Below are 18607 nucleotides of genomic sequence, written 5' to 3'. Positions count from 1 at the left end.
CTACCCTTGCGCGTGAAATTAAGGTGAGACTATGAAATTTATATTCCTCTTTATGAGCGCTATCACACTTCCATGTTATGCGGCATCAGAAACAATGGAGATTCACTATTGTCAGCTTGTGAAAAATGCTGCAAAAGGAGTGATGGATGCAAGACAGCATGATGTACCAGTGATTGAACTACAAGAGATTGCGAGTCATCTTGAAGAAGTAGAGGCAAAGCAGTTGTATCAGCAGCTTATTGATACAGCATATTCTTCAAAGTTATTTGAAGATCCTTTGACTAAGACAAAAGCTGTCGAAGACTTTCAAACGGCATGGCATGAAAAATGTTTAATCAAAAGTTCTATAAGCTGAACTTACATGTAAATCGAACCTACTCATTGAGTAGGTTTTTTATTTCAATTAACTAAAGAATTTAAAAAAATGCTGCATCGGATACTATAAAAATAGGTGTCGCATTCCACTATCTTTATAGCTCATTTAGCTTTTATGACATGATTATTAAACGGTTGTGCATCGCAAAATGTTTACAACAAATAAAAGGCTAATTATGTCTTCTAGTTATTAAAAGTACTCATTATAGGCAAAATTTGTAGTTTGTTTTTACTCTTAATTTGAGCTTAAGGCTGGAACTCTTAGATATGGGTGAATCAGTAAGTATGTTTGGAGAACATACAATGATAAGTCATGAAAGTTTATCTAAAAGTTTAAGTAAAGTTCCGGAAGTCACTTTGCTATTCTGGATCATTAAAATTGCTGCCACAACTTTGGGCGAGACAGCTGGAGATGCGCTATCTATGTCCCTGAACTTGGGGTATGTGATCAGTACAGCCATTTTCGCGGTGATATTTGCAGTTTTTGTTGGCTTGCAAATTAAAGCTAAGAACTATAATTCATTTTTTTATTGGGCGACTATTATTGCGACGACCACGCTCGGAACCACAATTGCCGATTTTGTTGACCGAACTTTAGGCGTGGGCTATGCAGGGGGTAGTTTAATATTACTTATTTTATTAGGCCTCTCTCTGTTTGTTTGGTATTTAAGTTGCGGCACAATTTCGGTAAAAAGCATTCAGTCTGCTAAAAGCGAAGCTTTTTATTGGTTAACCATCATGTTCTCTCAAACTTTAGGGACAGCATTAGGTGACTGGACTGCAGATACCCAAGGGTTGGGCTATACGAGCGCGGCTTTAATTTTTGGTACTTTATTATTGGTATTAGCAATTTGCTATTTTTATACCAAAATCTCAAGAACATTATTATTCTGGTTAGCCTTTGTTCTTACCAGACCTCTAGGTGCAGTATTGGGAGACTTCCTCGATAAACCCATTGCACATGGTGGGTTAGAGCTAAGTAGATTTAGCGCATCTTTCGTTTTGTTGGCTTTTATTTTGATTTGTTTAATGGTCTTTAAACCTAAAGCAGCAGAGACAGCTCATTAAATTAACTCTTAAAAAAGACCGCATTACTCTGTTGGGTGATGTGGTTTTTTTTATTTGAGGCTAGATTTTATCGATATTTAAGAGACTTTACGTGTTATCCACCAAAATAATAGCGCCAAACAACTAACACTTGCACCGAGTGTACATACGCCCAGCCATCCAGCATAAGCGTAAGTAACAGTTGTGCTAATTGCACCTAGCCCACTTCCTACCGCGTAAAAGAGCATGTATAGCCCAACGAGCCGACTATGCGCTTCCGGATGAGTACGGAAAATCATACTCTGGTTGGTTACATGCAGAGCTTGACCACCTAAATCTAACAGTACTATGCCAATTATGAGCGCCCAAAGTGAGTAGTCCATGAGCGAGAGTGGTACCCATGCGCTTAGCAATATTAAGAGTGCTATGGCGCTTGTACGTTGACCATAACCGTGGTCAGCCCAGTGCCCAGCTCGTGCGGCAGCTAATGCACCTACAGCCCCGACAAGCCCAAAAGCCCCAATTACAGTGTGCGAAAAACTATATGGTGGTGCACTTAACGGCAGTACCAATGCGCTCCAAAAAATATTAAACGCCGCGAACATGAGTAAAGCTAAAACACCGCGTACTTGTAAAACTTTCTCTTGGCGAAGCAGTTTGAACATTGATGTTAAAAGCTGTAGGTAGCGCATGTTAACTGGATGAGTTTTTAAATGAGGAAGGCGTTTCCAAAGTGGCAACGCAAGGATGAGCATAAGTATTGCTGCGCAAAAGTACACACCACGCCAACCAGCAATATCGCTAATTCCTCCTGAAAATATGCGGGCAAGCAGTAAACCTATAAATACACCACTTTGTGCAGTACCTACTACATGTCCTTGCTCATGTGAGGCAGCAGCACTTGCAGAATAAGCAATTAGCCCTTGAGTCATGGCTGTGCCGAGTAAACCGACAGCAAGCATTCCTGCCAATAGAACATTTACAGAATGAGCAAAGGCAACCACGAGCAATGCAGATACTAAAGCCAGTAATTGTAGGGTCATTAATCGACGTCGATTTACAAGATCACCCAACGGTACTAGAAACAATAGGGCAAGAGCGCAGCCAATTTGTGTGGCTGTCACTACACCACCTATGGAGGCATGGCTAATATTAAAGTCTTTAGCCAATATGTCGAGCAAAGGCTGCGCGTAATAGACATTTGCCACACTCGCACCACTGGCTATAGCAAACAGCAAAATTACGCCACGAGGCATGCTTGAAAGCGGTTTATCACTTGTGGCGTGTGAAGTAGAAGATGCAAGAGAAGCTTTCATGGCTAAATCCATTTAATCTGGTTTTAAAATGCAACTAGTTGAATGTTAAGTCTACTAGTTTTAAAATGCAACTGGATGGCTTGTTACTGATTATTGATAAGGAAACTCAATGACGAACTCTACATTGTTAAAAGATGAGCCTTGTCCTGTTGCGCGCTGCGTCAACATTATAGGAGACCGATGGTCACTGCTTATTGTGCGTGATGCTTTTGATGGAATGCGCCGTTTTAAAGATTTTCAGCAGAGCTTAGGAGTGGCTAGAAATATTCTTTCTGATCGACTGAAAAAGTTAGTTGATGCTGGTGTTCTTGAAATGCAAGATGCTTCTGATGGTACGGCTTATCAGGAGTATGTGTTGACTACTAAAGGAGAAAGTTTGTTTCCAGTAGTGGTAGCTTTACGACAATGGGGAGAGCATAACTTATTTGAAAGTGGTGAGCGTCATTCTCTATTAATTGATAAAAATACAGGTCAGCAAATTCCATTTATGGCACCCGTTGGACAAGATGGAAAAGTGCTCAGAGGTTCAGATACTCAAGTGCAAAAGGTTAAATGAATTATTGTTAATACTTTATTTTAGGCGTAAAAAAGCCCTTGCTCGAAAGCTAAGGGCTTAGTCATTCATTGATCTAGCAATGAACTATATAAGGCTCATCTCATACTAAGGCCAGTATATATGAAATTGAGTCAATAAAGAAGGTAGTAGTGTCTTAACAGTTGTAAAAGGTTCTAACATAGATTTTGAATACTAATAGCTAAAAACCGCCTAACTCTCTCTCAAATTAAGTGGTTTAAATTTTGGAATCTTGGCATAGGCTGGAACTTGCTTCCAGCCAAACAATTAGCTGTTATTTAAAGAGCTTAGTAAATTGTAGACTTCATCTGACAATATCAATTTGGAAGCACCAATATTTTCTTCTAAATGAGCTACCGATGATGTGCCGGGAATTAATAAGATATTAGGTGATCGTTTTAATAGCCATGCCAATGCGACTTGTTTCGGAGTTGCACCAAGATCATTTGCTACAGCAGATAATGTATCTGATTGAAAAGGTGTAAAACCACCTAGCGGAAAAAAGGGTACATAACAAATTCCTTTCTTAGCCAATTGATCAATTAATACATCATCTTGACGATTGAACAGATTATATTGGTTTTGTACACAAGCAATATCTGTGATTTTTTCAGCTTCAGTAATTTGAGTTTCTGTAACATTGCTTAATCCAATATGTTGAATTAAACCTTTTTCTTTTAATTTAGCCAGTACAACAACTACTTCTTCAATGGAACCTTCAGAAGGCTGCATGGGGTTAAACATTGCTCGAAAGTTTACCACATCTAAAGTTTGTAGACCCAAATTACGCAAATTATCATGTACATCTTTTTCAATTTGTTCTGCAGAAAAAGCTGGTAGCCAAGAAGCATCTTCTCCACGTTTTGCTCCAATTTTTGTGACAATGGTAAGATCATCTCGATAAGGATATAGAGCCTCTCGAATGATTTGATTGGTTATGTGAGGGCCATAAAAATCGCTGGTATCTATATGATTAATACCTAACTCGATAGCGATTTTTAGGACATTTATTGCAGCATTTTTATCTTTTGGTGGTCCAAATGCATGGTGACCTGCCAGTTGCATCGCACCATAGCCCATTCTATTTACAATTTTATTTCCAAGTTTGTATGTATCGGAAAGATTTATAAGATTGGACATAAGTTTTCCTCTGACTTTACTTTCAATATTGTTAAAGATAAAGTTTATGAAGAATCCTTCACATTTAGAATTCGCATTTTATGTCTATAAATAAAACTGCTCTGAAGCCAAGAAAATCACCAGTTCAGGCGCGTTCAACAGCAACAATAGAAGTTCTTCATGAAGCAACCATTCAGGTTTTACTCAAAGAAGGAATTGTAAAATGTAATACCACACGTATTGCTGAAAGAGCGGGTGTATCAGTCGGTAGTATTTACCAATACTATCCAAACCGAGATTCTTTATTAGCTGCAGTTTTGCAACGTCATCTTGATAGCGTTGCAGAAAAAATTGAAGAGCTTTGCCTGAAATATGAAAAGACTTCAATTAAGACCCTAATCTCAGCTTTAGTCGATGAAATAATCTTGGCAAAGTTAAGTAATCCTGAGGAATCAAAGGCGCTATATGCTATTTCAGGAGAAAGAGGGGGATTGGATCTTTCAAAGCGAATGAATGACCGTATGTTAGCCGCTGTTTCAAATTTATTGGAGAGTGCGTCGGATATTGAGTTTGATGATAGTCAGATCGTCGCTGAGTTTGTTTTAGGTGCAATTATGGGATTAATAAGAAGAGTGCTTGAAAATCAGGTAACAGATAAAGTGGAGCAGGTATTAGAGTCTCATTTAAAATTAATGGTAGTCGCTTATTTACAACAAGTTGGACATATAAAGAATTAAAAAATTTTAATCTTACAAATATAAAAGCTTTTTTTGTATGCAAAGAAGAGTGGTAAAACTTCTCTAAAGTTATACATAGCCAATAAAAAAACCACCTAATTCTTTCGAATTAAGTGGTTTTTGAATTTTGGAGCGGGAAACGAGACTCGAACTCGCGACCCCAACCTTGGCAAGGTTATGCTCTACCAACTGAGCTATTCCCGCAATGTGAGCACATTATAGAGTGTTTCATTAAAGTGTCAACACTCTTGTGATCTAATTGAACGTTTAATCAGCACGACGCCAAACTGTACCTTGACGCGTATCTTCAAGTACTACACCTTGGTCGAGCAAAGACTGACGAATACCATCTGCTTTCGCAAAGTCTTTAGCTTTTTTCGCATCAACACGTTGTTGAATGAAATCTTCAATTTCAGCATCAGACAAAGCAAGCGCTTCTTGTCCAATATCTGATTTTAAGAAATCATCTACATTGTGTTGTACCAAACCTAAAATGTTGGTGAGGTGACGTAAAGTCGAATAAAGCACAGTTGCTTGGTCAGCTTGCTCTTCTTTTACAGCACGGTTTAACTCTTTGTTGAGTTCAAACAATATTGCCATTGCTTCAGCCGTATTGAAATCGTCACACATTGCGTTGTTAAAGCGTTCAATAAAACTTTGATCAAGCGTTTCAATTGTCTTTTGACCATACACTTGTTGGTAAGCTTTAAATGAATGATAGAAACGAGTTAAAGAAGTTTTTGCTTCTTTTAGCGCTACATCAGAGAAGTTCACAGGGCTACGATAGTGTGAAGACACAATAAAGTAGCGAATCACTTCAGGGTGGAACTTCTCCATCACATCACGAATCGTGAAGAAGTTGCCTAAAGACTTAGACATCTTTTCACCATCAACGTTAATAAAGCCAACATGCATCCAGTAGTTCACATATTGCTCACCAGTTGAAGCTTCACTTTGAGCAATTTCATTTTCATGGTGCGGGAACATTAAATCTGAACCACCACCATGAATGTCAAAGTGATTGCCTAAGCAGCAAGTCGACATTGCAGAACATTCGATGTGCCAACCCGGACGACCATTACCCCAAGGAGATGCCCAAGATGGTTCGTTTTCTTTTGCATGTTTCCAAAGTACAAAGTCAAAAGGGTGTTTCTTCTCAACTTCTACATCGACACGTTCACTTGCACCAGCTTGCATATCATCAAGCTTACGGCCAGAGAGACGACCATATTTTTCAAATTTGGTCACTTCAAAATAAACATCGCCGTTTGAAGCAGGGTAAGCAGCGCCTTTATTGACCAAATTGCCAATCATATTTTGCATCTGGTTGATATATTCAGTCGCTTTCGGTGCTTCATCGGGTGCAGCACAACCTAAATTGGCTGCATCTTCATTCATTGCATCAATAAAACGAGTGGTGAGCTGTTGAATCGTTTCACCATTTTCTTGAGCACGTTTGATGATTTTGTCGTCAATGTCAGTAATGTTGCGAATGTAGCGAACATTCCACCCTTGACTACGCAAGAAACGAATAATGTAGTCAAATGCAACCATAACTCGAGCGTGCCCGATATGACAGTAGTCGTAAACGGTCATACCGCAGACGTACATATCGATGTGACCTTCTTTGCGAGGTACAAATTCAACTTTTTTTCGTTGCTCAGAGTTATATAAAACAAATGGTTGCATAAGGGTTTTCAAACACTCAACAAAAATAGTGTTACATCATAACTTATGCTTCATTTTTAAAAAAGTTTTATGCATTAATTTTATAAGCTTGTGAAATCTTATACATTTAAAAACGTGTAACTGATTGAGTTATGCTAGAATGCCCCCAAATCTTTTGATTAAAATCACCGATCTCAATAGAGAGATCAGATCAATTATTTTGAGTCACACTCGTATGCCTAATCCTACAGATTTCCAAAGCAGTGCATTAGCTACATTGCGCATTGAGCAACAAGCCATAGATGTATTAGCAACACAAATTGATGACCGTTTTAACCGTGCTTGCGAAGTACTGTTACAGTGTAAAGGTCGTGTTGTGATTACAGGTATGGGTAAATCTGGGCATATTGGTCGAAAAATGGCGGCAACATTTGCCTCTACAGGTACGCCGTCTTTCTTTATGCATCCTGGTGAAGCAGGCCATGGCGATTTAGGTATGCTGGTTCGTGGCGATGTGCTTATTGCTATTTCCAACTCTGGAAAAAGCGATGAAATCATGATGCTCATGCCACTGATTAAACATCTTGGCGTACCTATGATTACGATTAGCCGTACTGATAAAGGCCCAATGCCACAAAATGCTGATATTGCGTTAACTTTAGGTGAGTCTGATGAAGCTTGTCCTTTAGGTTTGGCACCCACATCAAGTACGACGGCAACATTAGTGTTAGGTGATGCTTTGGCCGTTGCATTACTAGAAGCACGTGGTTTTACTGCTGATGATTTTGCTCGTTCGCATCCGGCTGGAGCATTGGGTAAGCGTTTACTTCTACATGTAAAACATTTAATGCATACAGGCGATGAACTACCAAAAGTTTCGCCAGAAACCCCAATGAATCAAGTGCTTTATGAAATTTCGAATAAGCGTTTGGGTTTAACGACGATTGTTGATGAACAAGATCATTTGCTCGGTATTTTTACAGATGGGGACTTACGTCGCCTCATTGATAAACAGCAAGGTTTTGACGTGAATTTACCTGTTTCTGATGTGATGACAAAAAAACCGTCAACTATTTCTCAAGAAGCACGTGCTGTAGAAGCGTTACAACAGCTTAATCAGAAAAAAATTAGTCAGTTTGTGGTGGTCGATGACCAAAACAAAGTGATTGGTGTAATTAGTATGCATGACCTTATTCAGGCAGGGGTGAATTAATTCATGGCATCGTATGCATTGTTAGAACAAGCACGTCATTTGCAGGCATTGGTTCTGGATGTTGATGGTATTTTGAGCGATGGCTTTGTTACATTAACCAATACGGGTGATGAAATTAAATCATTCGATATTCGTGATGGTTTGGGCATGAAACTTGTTCAAAAAGCAGGTATGAAAGTCATTATCATTACTGGTCGAAAAAGTAATATCGTTGACAAACGCATGTCTGATTTGGGTGTAGACCTTGTTTTTCAGGGTCGTGAAGACAAAGGCTCAGCACTTCGCGAAGCTTGTGCACAGTTTAATATTTTGCCTTCTGATTGTTTGTATATGGGCGATGATTGGCCTGATCTTTCGGCTTTTGCGATTGCCGGAATGAACGTTACTGTGCCAAATGGACATGAAGAAGTACGTCGCCGTGCGCATTTGGTTACCCAAGCGATGGGTGGTCGTGGAGCTGTACGTGAAGTCTGTGATATGTTGCTGATCGCAAAGGGCATTTACCAAGAACTTCTTGAAAAATATCTTGCAGTACCGCATTAATAACAAGATTACTTAAAAAGGTAGGCTATTCCTGCTCATGGATACCAGAGTTTTATATATTGTTGCTGTAGTGGTTGCTGCTGTAAGTGGTGGTTACTACTACTATAGTGGCAAGGCAAAAAAACTGGACATTGGTTCGGCGAAGAATATGACTTATTCGGCGCAGGGCGTCCATTTGACTCAAACTGATGACAAAGGCAATTTGTATGTTCGTGCTGAAGTTCGTCAGCTTGAACAGGATATGCAACAAAAAACGTCGAAGTTGGATCAACTTAATGCCTCTATGTATAAATTAGGTAAAGTTGATGCAACATTCTTTGCTAAACAAGCTTATGGCTATGATGATAATCAAAAGGTTGTCTTATCGGGTGATGTGGTTGCAACTAAGATTGCACCTCAAGGAACAATTGAGTTTCAAACCGATCAGTTAACTGCCTATCCAAAAAACAGAGATATTGAAACCAATCATCAAGTGATTGTTCAGTCTCCACAAGGCGAGTTTGTGAGTAAAGGATTAAAAGGCAATTTGAATAACGGTCAGTACGAATTTTTTAATATTCGAGGAAAGTATGCACCAAAGTCTTAATTTAAAACGTTCTTCAGCTTTCCTAAAACAAGCTGCGGTAATTACATTCGTTGCTTTAACATCTGCTTCGACGTTTGCTTTGCCGTCTGACCGTAATCAACAAATTTCATTGGTTGCAGACCGCGCAACATATAATGAAAAAACTGGTTTGACGACTTATACCGGTAATGTTGTGATTGAGCAAGGTACGATGAAGTTACAAGCAGATTCGATTGTTGCTAATCTTAACTCGAAACGTGAAATTCAGGTTATCACTGCAAAGGGTAGACCTGCTAAGTTTCAGCAGCAAGTGAACGCGAATAAAGGCTTAGCGCGTGGTGAGGGTCAGACCATTGTTTATAATGCTGATACTGGCATTATTACTTTGTCTGGTGGTGCATATTTATATCAAGATGGTTCAAGTATTCGTGGTAACTCTCTGAAATATAGTATGAATAAAGGTGATGTCGAAGCTCAAGGCTCTTCTTCGAACCGTGTACAAATTATTATTCCACCGTCAAGTTCAAAAAGTTTCCCAGGAGCGCGTGACTAATGCAGCAAGCTCTTCAACAACCGCAAACTTTGTGTATTAAGCACTTAGCAAAAAACTATAGTAAGCGTTGGGTAGTTAAAGACGTCTCTTTTAGTATGCAAAGTGGACAGATTGTTGGTTTGCTTGGTCCTAATGGTGCTGGTAAAACGACGAGCTTCTATATGGTCGTTGGACTGGTACGCATGGATAAAGGCGAGATCCATCTTGACGACTTAGATATGTCCGATTTGGCGATGCATGAGCGTGCACGTAAAGGTATTGGTTATTTACCTCAAGAAGCCTCTATTTTTAGAAAACTGACAATTGCTGAAAATATTATGTCGATCTTAGAGACGCGTAAAGATTTGAATAAACAGCAACGTCAACAACGCCTTCATGAGTTATTAAATGACTTTAAAATTAGTCATATTAAAGATTCGTTAGGAATGAGTGTATCGGGTGGTGAACGTCGCCGTGCAGAGATTGCGCGCGCTTTAGCAGCTGACCCTAAATTTATGCTTTTAGATGAACCATTTGCGGGTGTCGATCCAATTTCAGTCGGTGATATTAAAGACATTATCCAGACCTTAAAAGATCGTGGCATTGGCGTACTCATTACAGATCATAACGTTCGTGAAACTTTAGCAATCTGTGAGCGTGCATATATCGTGAGTGAAGGTTCAGTAATTGCAGAAGGTACGCCACAAGAGATTTTAGACAATGAACAAGTTCGTAAAGTCTATTTGGGTGATGATTTTACAGTTTAGTTAAAGCCACTAATCTGTTTGGTTAAAAAGAGGTCAAGGCCTCTTTTTTGTTTTTTGGAGGTTTTGTAAATAAAAACAATAATATATACCACTCATTTAATAAAAAAATAATGTGTGATTTATTCGGCCAATTATGCTGTTTTAACTAAAAAACTCTGTAGAATGGAGATGCTTTTAAACGATAACAAACAACATCAACAAGATAAGCATGATTGGATATAACCAGAAAAGAAAGAAAGGGAAATGTAGAAAGCAAGCTTTCCTGAAAGGGCTAATGCTTTTAAGTTCACTACATGTACCTGTCGTGATATACGCTGCTAAACCAAGTGAGCAATATCACACCCTGAAAGATAACTTGTCACAACTTTTTGTCCCGAAAAGTAGTGATGATTTTAAAGTAGCCAAGATGCAAGAGCTTAGTAATTTTAAGCTAGATCGTTCTATTGCGCAGGAATTTCCAACTGTTCAACTTAATGACAATTCGGCTTCATCTTTTAACGCCTTGCCCTCTAAAAAACTGACACTGCAAGATGCAGTAAAAATTGCGATTCAGCGTAGTCCGGATATTTCACAATCTATTGCAACTTTAGCAGGTCAAAATTCAGGTGTTGACGTTGCTAAAGCTGGTTACTATCCTCAGCTTGCCGGAGGCGTCTCAACTGGTGACTTGACCACTGGAGAACGAGGAAGGCAGTTACTCACTTTAACTGCCACTCAAATGCTTTTTGATTTTGGTAAAATCAAATCAGGTGTAAGCGTTGAACAAGCTAAAGTTCAGGTGGAGCAAGCAAACGTTCTGGTCAGCGTAGATACCCTTGCGCTTGATGTTGCGCAGACTATCGTCAATATTCAGCGTTATCTGCAACTTAATAAAATTGCTGAGCAGCAAATTGCAGGTATTCAAAGAATTCAAGATATTGCTAACCTGCGTGCAAATGCAGGTGTTGCGAGTCAAGCCGATCCTATTCAAGCGCAGTCATACTTACAAGCTGCACAGTCAACTTTAATTGCCCAACAATCATTGTTACGTCAGTATCAACAGCATTTAAGAACATTATTGGGTGCTGATGTTACTCGTACAGGTTGGATTATTTCTGATGATTTAGTGAAGCAATCTGACTTATATGGTGAGCCTGAGTTTAATACTATTCCTAAAATGATTGCCGCACAGGCAAGTGTTGAGGTTGCTAAAGCGCAAAAAGAACAAACTCGTTTAACTCGCTATCCGACCTTAGCTGTAAAAGGCTCAGTTAGTCAGGCCATTAATGGTAAAAATCCAAACAACGATAAAGATAACGGTTTATATAGTTCAGTCATGCTAGAAGCAACGAGTCAGTTTTATCAAGGTGGGGCAACTGCTTCACAGGTAAAAATGGCAAGTTACGCTGAAGAAGCTGCGAAAGCTAAAGTAAATTCAGTATATATGGATGTGCTGGATCAAATTCGAACCAGTCGTGAACAGATTGAGAATAAACAGCGTCAAATGCAGGTTTTGGTAAGTCGCCAAGCAACCACGGTTCGTACACGTGAACTTTACCAAGAACAATACAAGCTTGGTACTCGTTCACTGGTCGATTTATTAAATGCCGAACAAGCCATTCACAGTGCCAACTCAGAACTCGAATCAGCACGCTATGACATTTATAACAGTATTGTTCAGTACATTGAAGCAACAGGACGTTCCCGCCAAGCCTACGGCTTAAATAATATTTCAATTCAGGGGTTCGAAGTACAACCATGATGACAAAAATAAATTACCAGCCTTGGTTACAGGCGGTCTTAACTATTGCCAAACATTACAGAATAGAACCGTCAGAAGAAAGAATTCGCTTACAACTTGATTGGAACCAAAACCAGAATCTTGATGACATCTTGCAGTTAATGACGCGTCAAGTCGGATTAAATCTTCGTAAGGCACCATTCTCGTTAGACTTATTAAACCCATGGCGTTTACCAGTTATGGTGGAGTTTAATGATGGACAAGTCGGGGTTATTGATAAGGCGGATACGCAAGGAAATGTCAGTATTCAGTTCAGTGGAGATCAAGGTCTTTCTCAGAACTTATCTTTAGAAGCACTGAAAACGACACTTAAGAATGTCTATATCTTGCGTCCTGAAATGTCTATTCCGGATGCTCGTATTGATGAATATATCAAGCCATACGAAGCAAACTGGTTCTGGTCAATTGTTTTAAGAGACTGGAAACGTTACATCGATATTATGTTTGCCTCTTTAATTGCCAATATTTTGGCACTGGCAACCATTATTTTCTCAATGCAGGTCTATGACCGTGTTGTACCATCACAGTCAATTCCGACCTTGTGGGTTTTGGCAGGTGGTGTACTGATTGCAGCTCTTTTTGAGTTTACCTTACGAGTTTCAAGGGTCTATTTATCCGATATTATCGGTAAACGTGCTGACTTACGTGTTTCGGATCGCGTATTTGGCCACGCCCTAAGAATTAAAAACAAGGAACGTTCAAAATCTACAGGTAGTTTTATTTCCCAGATTCGTGAACTTGAAGGTGTTCGTGAACTGGTGACGTCAACCACCATTAGTGCAATTGCGGATTTTCCATTCTTTTTCTTATTCATTACTATTTTTGCCATTATTGGTGGCAAATTATTTTGGGTAATGTTGCTTGTTGTGCCTCTCATGATTTTGCCGGGTATTTTGGTACAGAAGAAGCTGGCACAACTGGCACAAGAGGGTATGAGAGAATCTTCAATCCGTAACGCAATTCTTGTGGAAGCGGTGCAAGGTATTGAGGACATTAAACTGTTACGCGCTGAGTCACGTTTCCAAAACCAGTGGAATCACATGAATGAAGTTTCAGCCGATATTGGTATGAGACAACGTAAAATTGTGGGTACCTTGATGGCTTGGACCCAAATGATTCAAGGTCTAACGTATGCCATTGTGGTTTTAGTTGGCTGTTTTGCAGTGATGGATGGTGAAATGACCACAGGTGCGTTAGTGGCATGTTCAATTTTATCTTCACGTATGCTGGGGCCGATTGCCCAAATTACAGGGGTATTAGGTCGTTTACAGCAAGCAAAAGTTGCCAAACAAAGTTTAGATGAACTCATGCAACGTTCGATCGATCAGGCGGATCGCTCTCATTTAGTACATAAGGCTGTCTTAAACGGAAATTATGAATTAAAAAATTTATTGTTCCAATACACTGACGATGACACAAAACCAAGTATTGCTATTCGCCATTTGCAGATCCGTGCAGGTGAAAAAATTGCTATCTTAGGTCGTAATGGTGCAGGTAAGTCGACCTTGCTTCAACTTTTATCTGGTATGCAGGTTCCAGTTCAAGGCGCTGTGCATTTAGATGGTCTAGATCTTTCTTTAATTGACCCATCTGATGTACGTCGTGATATGGGCTTACTTAACCAGAATGCTCATTTATTTTACGGTACGATTCGTGAAAATCTAACCTTAGGCGCACCGCTTGCAACGGATGAAGACATACTTCGTGCATTGGTTGTGACAGGGGCACTTCCTTTTGTTCAAGAGAAAAAAGAAGGACTTGATCACCTTATTTTAGAAGGTGGCGTTGGTTTCTCTGGTGGTCAAAGACAAGCCTTATTGCTTGCACGTTTATTAATCCGTCAACCTAATATTCTCTTACTTGATGAACCAACAGCAGCGATTGATGATGTGGCAGAGAAGCAACTGATTGATCACCTTAAAGGGTGGTTGGCACATCGAACATTGGTTGTGGCAACACACCGTCGCGCTGTTTTAGAACTGGTCGATCGTATTATTGTCGTAAATGAGGGCAAGATCGTGATGGATGGACCAAGAGATCAAGTACTTAATCAATCATTAGCCCAACAAAAACAAGTAAGCCAAGGGGGATAATTCATGAGCGAACCACAACAAGAACTCACCCGTTCAATGAATGTATCTTATACTGAACCACCATTACCACGTGCCAGTTTAGTGATTTGGATTGTAGGTATTGGACTCATTAGTTTGTTTGTTTGGGCATGGTTTTTTCAGTTAGAAGAAGTGTCAACAGGTACAGGCAAAGTGATTCCATCATCTAAAGAACAGGTGATTCAATCATTAGAAGGCGGTATTTTAACTAAACTGAATGTGCAAGAAGGCGACATTGTTCAAAAAGGTGAAATTCTTGCTCAATTAGACCCAACGCGTTTTGCGTCAAATGTGGGTGAGTCTAGATCTTTATTAATTGCAGCTCAGGCCACATCAGCGCGTTTACGTGCAGAAGTGAATGGCACACCGTTAGTCTTTCCTGAAATCGTTGCAAAAGACCCTAAACTTGTTCATGAAGAAACAGCGTTGTATGAGTCTCGTAGAGCTGATTTACAGCAAACACTTTCAGGTTTAAAGCAAGCATTAGAATTGGTTCAACAAGAACTGGCGATGACTGAACCTTTAGTTGCTAAAGGCGCTGCTAGTGAAGTGGAAGTTTTACGCTTACGCCGTGAAGCGAATGATTTGCGAAATAAAATGAACGATGCGCGTAACCAGTATTATGTGAAGGCTCGTGAAGAGTTATCTAAAGCCAATACAGATAGCCAAACTCAACAACAAATTGTACTAGGCCGTAGTGATAGTTTAGATCGTGCTGTATTTAGAGCACCTGTGCGAGGTGTTGTAAAAGAAATTACTGTGACAACGCATGGTGGTGTTATTCCGCAAAATGGTAAGTTAATGACAATTGTTCCAATTGATGAACAATTGCTTATTGAAGCGCGTATTTTGCCACGTGACATTGCATTTATTCGTCCGGGTCAAGAAGCTTTGGTGAAGATCACAGCGTATGACTATTCAATTTATGGTGGTTTAAAAGGTAAAGTTACTGTTATTTCTCCAGATACGATTCGTGATGAAGTTAAACAAGATCAGTTCTACTATCGTGTTTATATCCGCACTGATACAGATAAGCTCTACAACAAACAAGGTAAAGCTTTCGGTATTACACCGGGTATGGTGGCAACTGTAGATATTCGTACTGGTGAGAAAACTGTAATGGATTACTTGTTGAAACCGTTTAATAAAGCGAAAGAAGCATTAAGAGAAAGATAATAGTAAAAGCCCCGAAATTCGGGGCTTTTTTATGGGTTTGCTTCTATTAAATTCACGCTATAATTTGATTTTTATTATGCTTTATTTATTTTATGGCTTTTACAATTGCGTCAACTGTTACCTTTGAAGAAGAAATTAAAAAAAGTAGATTTCAGGCGATTGCTGCGCCAGTAGAAAATGAGCAACAAGTAAAAGAATTTTTAGAACTCAATAAAGATATATCGACCACACATCAATGTTGGGCATGGAAAATTGGACATAACGTCCGCTTTAATGATGATGGCGAGCCATCTGGTACGGCAGGGCGGCCAATTTTGGCGACTATTGAAGGTAACGACTTAACTAACATCATCGTCATGGTGAACCGCTGGTATGGTGGTATAAAACTTGGAACTGGTGGTTTAGTGCGGGCTTATGGTGGTTGTGCAGGGCAATCCTTATTGTTAGCTGAACGGATTGAACTCATTGCAAAGAAAACCATTCACTTTTCTTGTCATTTTAATGAATGGGCTATTTTTCAATATGAACTTTCACAGCATCAAATAGAATACCAAGAAACTTATACCGCAACAGGTGTAGATATTGAAGCTAGACTACAAGTCCACCAAATTGAACCACTTGCTTTGAAACTTCGCGACGTGACGCGTGGCCGTGAAGAATTAAAAGTTGAGGAGGAATTAACTGATGACTGACTCCTTACTCAAGTACCGTGAGCAACATAAACACCGTTTAAATTATATGCCATGGTTATATTGGACACTAAAACCTAAACACCGTGCATGGGCTGAAGAGTGGCAAAAAGAATATCAGGCTTATTTAATGGACATGGAAACAGTCGAGATTGGTGAGAACTGTTTTATTTCACCTTTAGCTCATATTTTTGCCGAGCCTGGTCGAAAAATTAAGATTGGTGATAATTGCTTTATTGCAGCCGACTGCAGCTTGCATGGGCCGCTTGAGATTGGTAACGAAGTCGCAATTAACCATCATTGTATTTTAGATGGTGGGCGAGCTGGTATCAAATTACATGACCAAGTTCGTATAGCTGCTTATTGCCATCTCTATGCATTTGATCATGGTATGCAATTAGACCGTCCACTTTACCAACAGCCTGTCACTTCTAAAGGAATTGAAATTGAGCAAGATGTTTGGTTAGGTGCGCATGTAGGAATAAAAGACGGTATTAAAATTGGAAAACATGCTGTTATTGGTATGAATAGTATGGTGACTAAGGATGTCGAACCCTATCATATTGTGGGGGGAAACCCAGCAAAATTTATTCGCTTAAGAGAGTAATACAGTCTTAAGAGTGTAATAAAATGTTTGATCTTTAAACAAAAAAGTGGATTTTAATACATAAACCTTAACATACAGATTTTTATCTATGTTAAGTTAAAGCTAAGTTATAGAAAAATCTCCAAGGCAAATAGACCTGAAGAAGAGAGGCAAACAATGAACCGTGTTATTGCGTGTATTGACTCATCACCTTGTATTAATGCTATTGCAGATGCAGCGGCTTGGGTTGCAAAAGCAACTGGACGAGAGCTTGTATTATTACAAATTCTAGATTACTACCCAGCAAGTTATCATCTTGGTGAGATTAGTGGGGTAATCGGCTTTGAAAGCAATGCGATGTTGCTTAAAGAGTTAGCTGAATTAGAGCAAAAACAAAGTGAACTCGCTTTAGATTACAGCAATAATTTACTCAGACATATTTCTGATTTAATTAAAGAAAAACACGGAATTACATGCTCAAAAATTCAAGAAAAGGGTGATTTTTTAGAGCAAAGCTTTAATCTCCTCGATGAAAATGACATTGTTATTTTAGGTCGAGTTGGCGAAAGAGCAGCTGAAAAGCATAAACCTATTGGTAGTAATGTTGAAAATTTCATTCGTGGCGCGAATTGCACAGTGTTGACCATTGGTGAAAACTTTAAAGTGCCAACACGTTTTATTTTCGCCTATGAATATTCACCAACATGTCAAAAGATGATGCGTCGTATTGCCCAAAGTGATCTATTACGGACTTTACAATGCCATTTAGTGTATGTGGGTGATCATCCTGAAATATTAAATGAACCTGAGCATTATCTTAAACAAGCTGGTCTAGAGGTTGTCACTGTTTATCGCTATGGTGATGTAGCTCAGAATATTCTTGAATATCAACAAGAGCATGGTATTCAAATTATTGTGCTTGGTGCATTTAGTCATAGCAAGATTCATCAGTTCTTCTTAGGAAGTATCGCAACGACGATATTCCGAAATGCAACTGTGCCTTTACTTGTGGCTAAATGATGAGATTTGCATATAGTTATCCGCAAATGTTGTGGATAACTATATGGAAAAGCGAGGGTAATAAAAGTAATCTATTGATTATAAATAATAAAATAAAAAAGATGATTTTTTGATCATTATTTCACAATCGCTATAGCGAAACCATCATGACCTTTTGAGCCAACCGTTTGTAAAGCTGTGCAAGACAGAATTTGCGGATGATTTTCGAGGGCTTTAAAAGTTTCGCGAATACCTTCAATACTCGGTTTTTTGTTTTCAGGATTTAAAATATCGCCACCACGGATGACATTGTCTAGCACAATAATTGTGCCTGATTTTGAAAACTTTAAGCTGAGTTCCAAATATTCAGGATAACCCTGTTTATCGGCATCAATGAATATAAAATCGAAAGGTTGAATTGACTGTGGGTCAATTGCTGAAAGAATATCAGCAGCACGGCCTGCTTTTAGCTCAACTTTTACAGGAAGATTCGCATGGTCGATATTTTTTTGAGCCATTTCTGCATGAGTATCACGGCCTTCAATAGTCAGTAAATAACCATCTTCAGGCAGGGCACGTCCTAGCCAAATGGTACTGTAGGCTGCAAAAGTTCCAATTTCTAAAACACGCTTGCAATTATTCATCTGAATAAGCATTTGTAAAAACATGCCTTGGTTTGGAGCAACTGCAAGATGATTTGAAAAGCCGTGTTCGTCGGTATTTTTTAATGCAAAGTCGAGTCGAGGATCTTCGGGAATTAAATGTGAGTCGATATATTCGTCAATGTCTGTCCACAACTGCTGCATAGTC

The 18607-nt window shown here is 39.2% G+C and carries 19 protein-coding genes and 1 tRNA gene; 15 read left to right on the top strand and 5 right to left on the bottom strand.

Features of this window, described 5'->3' with window-relative positions; genetic code table 11:
- Positions 1-31: 31 nt before the first annotated feature.
- Both NE363_RS12135 and NE363_RS12130 read left to right on the top strand, forming a co-directional pair.
- Positions 32-355, top strand: a complete 324-nt coding sequence (locus NE363_RS12135; protein ID WP_004702672.1) for a hypothetical protein — start codon at positions 32-34, stop codon at positions 353-355.
- 323 nt (positions 356-678) lie between these two features.
- Entirely contained in the window at positions 679-1443 is a 765-nt protein-coding gene (locus NE363_RS12130; RefSeq protein ID WP_445535152.1) for a COG4705 family protein, read from the top strand.
- Positions 1444-1520: 77 nt separating this feature from the next.
- Here the strand turns inward: NE363_RS12130 and NE363_RS12125 are convergent, their stop codons facing one another.
- Complete coding sequence (locus NE363_RS12125; RefSeq protein ID WP_445535151.1) at positions 1521-2738, bottom strand: MFS transporter; 1218 nt, start codon at positions 2736-2738, stop codon at positions 1521-1523.
- 109 nt (positions 2739-2847) lie between these two features.
- On the opposite strand from NE363_RS12125, the gene NE363_RS12120 reads away from it, so the two are divergent.
- Positions 2848-3294 (top strand): winged helix-turn-helix transcriptional regulator, encoded by a 447-nt coding sequence (locus NE363_RS12120; protein WP_004702666.1) that lies wholly within the window; start codon positions 2848-2850, stop codon positions 3292-3294.
- Positions 3295-3579: 285 nt separating this feature from the next.
- Here NE363_RS12120 and NE363_RS12115 read toward each other — a convergent pair whose 3' ends face one another.
- A complete protein-coding gene (locus NE363_RS12115; protein ID WP_445535150.1) occupies positions 3580-4452 on the bottom strand; it encodes an aldo/keto reductase family oxidoreductase in 873 nt (290 codons plus the stop codon).
- An 80-nt stretch (positions 4453-4532) separates the two neighbouring features.
- On the opposite strand from NE363_RS12115, the gene NE363_RS12110 reads away from it, so the two are divergent.
- Positions 4533-5168: a TetR/AcrR family transcriptional regulator gene (locus NE363_RS12110; RefSeq protein WP_284118418.1), complete on the top strand. Its 636-nt coding sequence runs from the start codon at positions 4533-4535 to the stop codon at positions 5166-5168.
- Between the two features lie 128 nt (positions 5169-5296).
- Here NE363_RS12110 and NE363_RS12105 read toward each other — a convergent pair.
- Both NE363_RS12105 and cysS read right to left on the bottom strand, forming a co-directional pair.
- Positions 5297-5372 (bottom strand) — tRNA-Gly (locus NE363_RS12105).
- Positions 5373-5435: 63 nt separating this feature from the next.
- Positions 5436-6857: a cysteine--tRNA ligase gene (gene cysS / locus NE363_RS12100; RefSeq protein ID WP_445535149.1), complete on the bottom strand. Its 1422-nt coding sequence runs from the start codon at positions 6855-6857 to the stop codon at positions 5436-5438.
- A gap of 214 nt (positions 6858-7071) precedes the next feature.
- Between cysS and NE363_RS12095 the strand changes: the two genes are divergently transcribed.
- The 11 genes from NE363_RS12095 (at position 7072) to NE363_RS12045 (ending at position 17818) form a co-directional block, all read left to right on the top strand.
- Positions 7072-8049, top strand: a complete 978-nt coding sequence (locus NE363_RS12095) for a KpsF/GutQ family sugar-phosphate isomerase (protein WP_019457396.1) — start codon at positions 7072-7074, stop codon at positions 8047-8049.
- A 3-nt stretch (positions 8050-8052) separates the two neighbouring features.
- Positions 8053-8592 (top strand): KdsC family phosphatase, encoded by a 540-nt coding sequence (locus NE363_RS12090; protein ID WP_004702656.1) that lies wholly within the window; start codon positions 8053-8055, stop codon positions 8590-8592.
- 37 nt (positions 8593-8629) lie between these two features.
- A complete protein-coding gene (gene lptC / locus NE363_RS12085) occupies positions 8630-9178 on the top strand; it encodes an LPS export ABC transporter periplasmic protein LptC (RefSeq protein ID WP_004702654.1) in 549 nt (182 codons plus the stop codon).
- Positions 9162-9710, top strand: coding sequence for a lipopolysaccharide transport periplasmic protein LptA (gene lptA, locus NE363_RS12080; protein ID WP_004702651.1), 549 nt, complete (start codon positions 9162-9164; stop codon positions 9708-9710). The genes lptC and lptA overlap by 17 nt, the downstream gene beginning before the upstream one ends.
- Complete coding sequence (gene lptB / locus NE363_RS12075) at positions 9710-10456, top strand: LPS export ABC transporter ATP-binding protein (RefSeq protein WP_002051056.1); 747 nt, start codon at positions 9710-9712, stop codon at positions 10454-10456. The genes lptA and lptB overlap by 1 nt, the downstream gene beginning before the upstream one ends.
- Before the next feature lie 274 nt (positions 10457-10730).
- Positions 10731-12197 (top strand): TolC family protein, encoded by a 1467-nt coding sequence (locus NE363_RS12070; protein ID WP_019457395.1) that lies wholly within the window; start codon positions 10731-10733, stop codon positions 12195-12197.
- Positions 12194-14329 (top strand): type I secretion system permease/ATPase, encoded by a 2136-nt coding sequence (locus tag NE363_RS12065; protein WP_077168234.1) that lies wholly within the window; start codon positions 12194-12196, stop codon positions 14327-14329. Before NE363_RS12070 ends, NE363_RS12065 begins: the two co-directional genes overlap by 4 nt.
- A gap of 3 nt (positions 14330-14332) precedes the next feature.
- Positions 14333-15523 carry an HlyD family efflux transporter periplasmic adaptor subunit gene (locus NE363_RS12060; RefSeq protein ID WP_151684564.1) on the top strand — a complete coding sequence of 397 codons (1191 nt, stop codon included), beginning with the start codon at positions 14333-14335 and terminating at the stop codon, positions 15521-15523.
- Positions 15524-15615: 92 nt separating this feature from the next.
- Positions 15616-16215 (top strand): IMPACT family protein, encoded by a 600-nt coding sequence (locus NE363_RS12055; protein WP_445535148.1) that lies wholly within the window; start codon positions 15616-15618, stop codon positions 16213-16215.
- Positions 16208-16819, top strand: coding sequence for a DapH/DapD/GlmU-related protein (locus NE363_RS12050; protein ID WP_049064557.1), 612 nt, complete (start codon positions 16208-16210; stop codon positions 16817-16819). The genes NE363_RS12055 and NE363_RS12050 overlap by 8 nt, the downstream gene beginning before the upstream one ends.
- A gap of 156 nt (positions 16820-16975) precedes the next feature.
- Complete coding sequence (locus NE363_RS12045) at positions 16976-17818, top strand: universal stress protein (RefSeq protein WP_004702641.1); 843 nt, start codon at positions 16976-16978, stop codon at positions 17816-17818.
- A 116-nt stretch (positions 17819-17934) separates the two neighbouring features.
- Here NE363_RS12045 and NE363_RS12040 read toward each other — a convergent pair whose 3' ends face one another.
- A complete protein-coding gene (locus NE363_RS12040; RefSeq protein WP_004702639.1) occupies positions 17935-18603 on the bottom strand; it encodes an O-methyltransferase in 669 nt (222 codons plus the stop codon).
- Positions 18604-18607 lie beyond the last annotated feature (4 nt).

The organism is Acinetobacter sp. G18 (assembly GCF_052660225.1).
This window is presented reverse-complemented; position numbering and strand designations above follow the sequence as displayed.

Coding starts and splice junctions, on each gene's coding strand:
- NE363_RS12040 (WP_004702639.1), bottom strand. CDS start 18,603: ATGCAGCAGTTGTGGACAGACATTGACGAATATATCGACTCACATTTA.
- NE363_RS12135 (WP_004702672.1), top strand. CDS start 32: ATGAAATTTATATTCCTCTTTATGAGCGCTATCACACTTCCATGTTAT.
- NE363_RS12055 (WP_445535148.1), top strand. CDS start 15,616: ATGGCTTTTACAATTGCGTCAACTGTTACCTTTGAAGAAGAAATTAAA.
- NE363_RS12115 (WP_445535150.1), bottom strand. CDS start 4,452: ATGTCCAATCTTATAAATCTTTCCGATACATACAAACTTGGAAATAAA.
- NE363_RS12125 (WP_445535151.1), bottom strand. CDS start 2,738: ATGAAAGCTTCTCTTGCATCTTCTACTTCACACGCCACAAGTGATAAA.
- cysS (WP_445535149.1), bottom strand. CDS start 6,857: ATGCAACCATTTGTTTTATATAACTCTGAGCAACGAAAAAAAGTTGAA.
- NE363_RS12095 (WP_019457396.1), top strand. CDS start 7,072: ATGCCTAATCCTACAGATTTCCAAAGCAGTGCATTAGCTACATTGCGC.
- NE363_RS12045 (WP_004702641.1), top strand. CDS start 16,976: ATGAACCGTGTTATTGCGTGTATTGACTCATCACCTTGTATTAATGCT.
- NE363_RS12060 (WP_151684564.1), top strand. CDS start 14,333: ATGAGCGAACCACAACAAGAACTCACCCGTTCAATGAATGTATCTTAT.
- NE363_RS12050 (WP_049064557.1), top strand. CDS start 16,208: ATGACTGACTCCTTACTCAAGTACCGTGAGCAACATAAACACCGTTTA.
- lptC (WP_004702654.1), top strand. CDS start 8,630: ATGGATACCAGAGTTTTATATATTGTTGCTGTAGTGGTTGCTGCTGTA.
- NE363_RS12065 (WP_077168234.1), top strand. CDS start 12,194: ATGATGACAAAAATAAATTACCAGCCTTGGTTACAGGCGGTCTTAACT.
- lptA (WP_004702651.1), top strand. CDS start 9,162: ATGCACCAAAGTCTTAATTTAAAACGTTCTTCAGCTTTCCTAAAACAA.
- NE363_RS12120 (WP_004702666.1), top strand. CDS start 2,848: ATGACGAACTCTACATTGTTAAAAGATGAGCCTTGTCCTGTTGCGCGC.
- NE363_RS12090 (WP_004702656.1), top strand. CDS start 8,053: ATGGCATCGTATGCATTGTTAGAACAAGCACGTCATTTGCAGGCATTG.
- lptB (WP_002051056.1), top strand. CDS start 9,710: ATGCAGCAAGCTCTTCAACAACCGCAAACTTTGTGTATTAAGCACTTA.
- NE363_RS12110 (WP_284118418.1), top strand. CDS start 4,533: ATGTCTATAAATAAAACTGCTCTGAAGCCAAGAAAATCACCAGTTCAG.
- NE363_RS12130 (WP_445535152.1), top strand. CDS start 679: ATGATAAGTCATGAAAGTTTATCTAAAAGTTTAAGTAAAGTTCCGGAA.
- NE363_RS12070 (WP_019457395.1), top strand. CDS start 10,731: ATGCTTTTAAGTTCACTACATGTACCTGTCGTGATATACGCTGCTAAA.